Origin of the sequence: Tolypothrix sp. VBCCA 56010 (assembly GCF_050875635.1) — a bacterium.
Classification (GTDB): domain Bacteria; phylum Cyanobacteriota; class Cyanobacteriia; order Cyanobacteriales; family Nostocaceae; genus Hassallia.
In genome coordinates this window covers 1-870 of sequence record NZ_JBPAOH010000379.1, presented here as the reverse complement: position 1 = coordinate 870, position 870 = coordinate 1, and the positions used below count along the sequence as shown (strand labels likewise).

The following is an 870-nucleotide window of genomic DNA, read 5'->3' as shown; positions in this document are numbered from 1 at the left end:
TTGACACTCCCCTGCCTGAATAGATATCGCTTCGCTCATCTATTCGGAAAGGCAGGGGATTCTTCATTCACCGTCAGAACTTGCTCTAACAGGCTTACGCCAATTAGCGTAGTGGTTCCGACTCCTGAAGCGTTACTTTGCTTGTGCCCCAAGCTAGCTTTTGCAAGATTCAGAATATTTATCGCCGCATTATGATCGCGTTGTAACTCACAACCACATCCACAAACATGGGAGCGAGTTGATAGTGATTTTTTCACAATCGCACCGCAATCACTACATTTTTGAGATGTCATTTTAGGATTGACAGCAACAACTGTAGATTTAAATTTATCTGCAAAATATTCTAACCAACGACGGAATAGACTCCAAGAAGCATCATTAATACTCTTGGCTAAACAATGATTTTTTACCATGCCTTTAACATTTAAATCTTCATAGGCTACTAAGGCGTTAGCCTTGCATACGCAGCGTCCTAGTCTCTTAGAATGCTCATTACGTTGCCTACTTACTTTTAAATGCTTCCGCGCATATCTGGCTCGCGCTTTCCGTCGTTGATTTTTACCTTTCTCCTTTTTGTAAATCTGTCTCTGAGCGTGTTGAATTGCTTTTTCAGCTTTCCTCAAAAATCTAGGATTCTCCTCATGATTGCCATTGGAATCAGAGTAGAAAAACTCTAAACCTACATCTAAACCGATTTCATCATCAGAAATTCTAGATTCAGATTCCGCATCTATATCAACGCAAAATTGGCAATAGTAGCTATCGGCTTTTTTGATTAATCTAACACGCTTAATCAGTTTAACTGGGTAAGTCTGGATATCCCATTTACCTAGTAGTTTTACTTTACCGATATCTTTTTTATCAGTAAAC

Annotated in this window: 1 protein-coding gene; it reads right to left on the bottom strand. The window is 39.3% G+C overall.

Annotated elements, in window-relative coordinates:
- Window positions 1-35: 35 nt before the first annotated feature.
- A partial coding sequence (locus AABK37_RS41595) for an RNA-guided endonuclease InsQ/TnpB family protein (protein WP_432557213.1) occupies window positions 36-870 on the bottom strand: 835 nt, incomplete at its 5' end.